This is a genomic window from Sulfurovum sp. bin170 (genome assembly GCF_010892395.1).
In the GTDB taxonomy this organism is placed as follows: Bacteria; Campylobacterota; Campylobacteria; order Campylobacterales; family Sulfurovaceae; genus UBA1140.
Map to the genome: position 1 here is coordinate 1 of NZ_JAACKB010000372.1, position 4,927 is coordinate 4,927.

General features: G+C 39.4%; 5 protein-coding genes. 2 read left to right on the forward strand and 3 right to left on the reverse strand.

Features of this window, described 5'->3' with window-relative positions:
• Both GSY74_RS08890 and GSY74_RS08895 read right to left on the reverse strand, forming a co-directional pair.
• A partial coding sequence (locus tag GSY74_RS08890) for an SPFH domain-containing protein (protein WP_188108709.1) occupies positions 1-329 on the reverse strand: 329 nt, incomplete at its 3' end.
• A gap of 3 nt (positions 330-332) precedes the next feature.
• Positions 333-1,472 carry a toxic anion resistance protein gene (locus GSY74_RS08895; protein WP_164664753.1) on the reverse strand — a complete coding sequence of 380 codons (1,140 nt, stop codon included), beginning with the start codon at positions 1,470-1,472 and terminating at the stop codon, positions 333-335.
• A gap of 116 nt (positions 1,473-1,588) precedes the next feature.
• Between GSY74_RS08895 and gatA the strand changes: the two genes are divergently transcribed.
• Positions 1,589-2,923, forward strand: coding sequence for an Asp-tRNA(Asn)/Glu-tRNA(Gln) amidotransferase subunit GatA (gatA, locus tag GSY74_RS08900; RefSeq protein WP_164664754.1), 1,335 nt, complete (start codon positions 1,589-1,591; stop codon positions 2,921-2,923).
• A gap of 9 nt (positions 2,924-2,932) precedes the next feature.
• Positions 2,933-4,378 (forward strand): IMP dehydrogenase, encoded by a 1,446-nt coding sequence (gene guaB / locus GSY74_RS08905; protein ID WP_164664755.1) that lies wholly within the window; start codon positions 2,933-2,935, stop codon positions 4,376-4,378.
• Between the two features lie 56 nt (positions 4,379-4,434).
• On the opposite strand, the gene GSY74_RS08910 is transcribed toward guaB, so the two are convergent.
• Entirely contained in the window at positions 4,435-4,830 is a 396-nt protein-coding gene (locus tag GSY74_RS08910; RefSeq protein WP_164664756.1) for a hypothetical protein, read from the reverse strand.
• Positions 4,831-4,927 lie beyond the last annotated feature (97 nt).

Here is a 4,927-nt window from a genome sequence, read left to right on the forward strand (position 1 = left end):
GTTCCCCATTTCAAGTTTGTAAATCTTTTGGTGTTCAAAAAATATACCTCTGCTTTAAATGGTGAGTTAAAAGCGTGATCCCAATGTTGTAGTGAGGTTATAATCGGCAGGTTATTTGTCTCTAACTCATAAATTCCAGGCTTTAGCACATCGGCAATAACCCCTTCATTTACAAAAATAGCCACTTGTGACTCACGGACAGTCAGTTTTGCACCATATTTTATCTCATGGTCTTCTCTGTCAAACCGATAAACCATGGTATCTTGCGAATCATCTGTCCACTCAATAACATCAATAAACTGACCCATCATCCAATCAAAAAGTCCCATAACCTATCCTTTGTTTAAATCTTCTACTGTCTTATCTGCTGATAACGCCATCTTTGATTTAGTAGCCAAAAGTGCCTCTTTTAGCTCTCTCTCTGTCTTCTCTAGCTCCACAAGAGCCTCAACACGAGCCTCTTTACCCTCATCTGCAATCCTAAGAGAGTCATTTAGAGTCTCTATAAGTGTAGTGTTTGCAATCTTGATACTCTCTATATCAAACACCCCTCTCTCCATCTGTGTTCTAATCTCTTGGTTAGCATCTCTAAGCCCCTCTGCATTTCTCTCCAACAGTTCATTGGTTAGGTCAGTCGCATTTTTGAGAGCTTTAGCAGATTCATGACTTCTAAAAATAGTAACAGTTTGAGCTAGTTGATTTCTCCACAACGGAACAGTGTTTACAAGCGTAGATGATATTTTATTAATCAATGATTTGTCATTCTCTTGGATAAGTCTAATACTAGGTAGTGACTGCATAGCAACCTGCCGAGATAGTCTCAAATCATGAACTCTTCGCTCCAAATCATCAGCAAATGCTCTTACCTCTTTAAGCTCTTGGATAGACATCATCTCTCCATCTTTTGTCTTCTCCTCATACTTTGGAACAATATCATCAGCCAACTCTTTTTTCTTTATCTCCCCAGCCTCAATATATAGCTCTAGCTTTCTAAAGTAGTCAAGATTCGCCTCATATAGCTTATCTAGCGAGACAACATCGGTCATTAGAGTCGATTTATGCTCCTCCAAGCTATGAGAAATCACATCAATCTGGTCACGAACCTCTTCATACCCCTGTATAAATTTTGCCAAAGGTTTAGTCGCCCCAAATAGCTTTTGATACCAAGGGAGACTCCTATTTGGATTAATCTCATCAATATCAAAACCTTTGATGGAAGCAACCATCTCATTAAGCACCGCACCAACAGCCCCTGTATCTTTGTTCTTAACCCCATCAATCATACGATTTGAAATATCATCAAGCTCCTCTTGTGCCGATGCTCCAAAATAGATAATAGAGTTCCTATCCTCAAAGTTTAGTTCGCTTAGAGCCTTCTCTAGTTGACTCTGCTCTTCTGGTTGTACAGCCAGTAGGTTTTCACTCTGCTCTTCTATTGTAGCCTCTATAATCTCTTTTGTTTTTATTTCCACAATATATTTCCTATTTTTTTTTAATTTTATCATAAGTTTCTAAATATTGCATCAAAAATAATACCCAAATCAACTTTTGGCTATAATCACGCAATTTTTATATCTAGGAAAAGATAGTGATTACATTAAAAGAAGCATTAACAAAGAGTCAAGAAGAGCTAGATGCACTTAAAGTAGAGATGGAAGCGAAAGCCAGAAAGAGTGGGCTTAACGCTTATGTTGGTTTTGAGTCAGCAGGTGAGGGTGTTCCGATTCTTATCAAAGATAATATCCAAGTAAAAGATTGGGCAGTGACAAGTGGCTCAGAGATTCTTCAAGGGTATGTTGCCCCTTACAATGCAACCGTTATCGAAAATCTAAAAGCCAAAGGCTTCTCTGCATTTGGTCGAGCAAATATGGATGAGTTTGCTATGGGGTCTACTACGGAGAGTTCGTTTTATGGGGTGACTCGTAATCCTCATGGTGAAGATAGAGTACCTGGGGGAAGTTCTGGTGGAAGTGCCGCTGCTGTAGCAGGTGGGATGGCTATAGCAGCTTTGGGGTCAGATACAGGGGGGTCGATTCGTCAACCTGCTGCCTATTGTGGGTGTGTGGGGATGAAGCCTACTTATGGGCGTGTGAGTCGTTTTGGGTTAGCCTCTTATGCCTCTTCACTTGACCAGATTGGACCTATTACTCAGACTGTAGAAGATGCAGCTATCTTGTATGATGCTCTTGTTTCACATGATGAGAAGGATTCTACTAGTTCTGATTTGCCAATTGAGAGTATTGTTGATAATTTAAACGCTGATAGAAAATTGACTATCGCTGTGATAGACAACTATGTGGCAGAGGCAAGTGAGGATATTCAGAATGCTTATGCTGATACGATAAAAGCTCTTAAAAAAGCAGGACATACTATTATCCATGGAAATATGGCAAATACCAAATATGATATTGCTACCTATTATATAGTAGCAACAGCAGAGGCGACAACAAACTTGGCTCGGTATGATGGTATTCGTTATGGTAATCGTCAAGAGGGTGGGAACTTGGCAGAGACTTTTACCAATACTCGTGACCTATTTGGTGATGAGGTCAAGAGACGAATTTTGCTTGGTAACTTTGTACTCTCATCGGGATATTATGATGCTTATTATCTCAAAGCTCAAAAGGTTAGACATCTGATTCGTGATGAGTTCAATGAAATATTTGAAGAGGCAGATTTGATTTTGTCTCCTGTAGCTCCTACAGTTGCTCCAAAGATTGGCTCATTTCATGACCCATTAGAGATGTATAAGAGTGATATGTATACCATCGCTATTAATTTAGCTGGGCTTCCTGCTATTTCTGTACCTGTTGGTAAAGATGGTGACGGAATGCCTATTGGGCTTCAACTCATTGGAAAAGCGTTTGATGAACAGGCTCTGTTTGATGGGGCTTTGAGTCTTGAACAAGTTATTAATCTGTAGGGAGAATATATGAATATTAAGAAAAAAGCGTTTACATTTGAAGATTTGCTGTTGGTTCCACAGCACTCAACCGTATTGCCAAAAGAGGTTTGTCTTAAAAGCAATTTAACCAAACGGGTAACACTCAACTCCCCCTTGGTATCGGCTGCTATGGATACCGTAACAGAGTACAAGACAGCAATTGCGATGGCTCATCTTGGTGGGATTGGGATTATTCATAAAAATATGGATATAGAGACACAGGCAAAGCAGGTTAATAAGGTTAAAAAGTCAGAGAGTGGAATTATTATTGACCCTATTTATATCTCTCCAGATAAAACAGTAGCTGATGCTGATGCTTTGATGAGTGAGTATAAGATTTCTGGTGTTCCTGTGGTAGATAAAAATATGAAACTTCTTGGAATTATCACCAATCGTGATATGCGTTTTATTACTGATATGTCAGCAGGGATAGAAGATGTAATGACCAAAGCACCATTGGTTACAGCAGAAGCTGGAACAACACTTGATGAGGCCTCTAAAATATTGCAAAAGCATAAGATAGAGAAGCTTCCAATTACAGATGAAAATGATATACTTCAAGGGTTAATTACTATTAAAGATATTGAGAAAAGAGAGCAGTTCCCAAATGCAAATAAAGATGAGCATGGACGACTTAGAGTAGGGGCGGCGATTGGAGTAGGGCAACTAGACCGTGCTAGAGCGTTGGTTGAAGCAGGTGTTGATGTTTTGGTGCTTGACTCTGCTCATGGTCACTCTCAGGGGATAATTGATACACTTAAAGTGATAAAAGCAAATCTTGATATAGATGTGATTGCAGGAAATATTGCCTCGGATAAGGCAGCAAAAGATTTGATAGATGCTGGTGCTGATGCTCTAAAAGTAGGAATTGGTCCAGGTTCCATCTGTACAACTAGAATTGTTGCAGGAGTTGGTGTTCCACAACTATCAGCTATTGATGAGGTGGCACAGGTTGCCAATCCTCTAGGTGTTCCTGTGATTGCTGATGGTGGTATCAAATACTCTGGAGATATTGCAAAAGCTCTAGCCGTGGGGGCAAGTTCTGTGATGTTGGGTTCTGCTTTGGCAGGAACACACGAGGCTCCTGGTGAGACGATTCTTTTTAATGGAAGACAGTTCAAAGAGTATCGTGGCATGGGAAGTATCGGTGCGATGAGCAAAGGTAGTACAGATAGATATTTCCAAGAGGGGACGGCTACTGAAAAACTGGTTCCTGAAGGGATTGAGGGGCGTGTGCCTTATAGAGGTAAGATTTCGCATGTTATTCATCAGATGCTTGGAGGTCTGCGAAGCTCTATGGGGTATTGTGGTTCTGAGTCGATTGAGGTCTTTTGGAAAAAGGCTGAGTTTGTGGAGATTACTTCGGCAGGACTCAAAGAGAGTCATGTACATGATGTGACGATTACCAAAGAGTCGCCTAATTATCATGCCTAAATTTCATTTATTTTGAAGTAGAGACAAGGCATGCCTTGTCTCTACAAGAGTCTAATTTAGATAGTAATAGTCTCACCATAAAGTGAGCTATCTATCTCTCCTTGATAAGGATTCTCCTCTAACATTATCTCTTCTGTTAGAGTCTCATCCTGACTATTACCCGCAGTAAATATCTTCTCAATTCTAAGACGCAATTCCCCATCTTCCGTCTCTTCTAAAGATATTTCGCTACCTATTGGAGTGACCGCTAGGAGTTTTTCAATATCTGCAGTATGTTCACCATATGTGGGAACAGTGTTGTGAACTTCATCTCTTTGAATATCACTAGTCTCTAAGCTAGTAACTTTTTCACTGCTTCTGTTGTCATCTCTTATCTCAATCTTAACACAGGCGTTAAGCATAAGAGCCATAATTGCTAAAAACAACACTGTTTTCTCTGTTAAACCTTTCATAATTTCTACTCCTTTAATAGATTTATATACTACTATTATGACATTAAAAGTTTAAAAGTAGTTATTATTTTAATAAATTTTTAATGAAACTTAAAAA

Coding starts and splice junctions, on each gene's coding strand:
- guaB (WP_164664755.1), top strand. CDS start 2,933: ATGAATATTAAGAAAAAAGCGTTTACATTTGAAGATTTGCTGTTGGTT.
- GSY74_RS08910 (WP_164664756.1), bottom strand. CDS start 4,830: ATGAAAGGTTTAACAGAGAAAACAGTGTTGTTTTTAGCAATTATGGCT.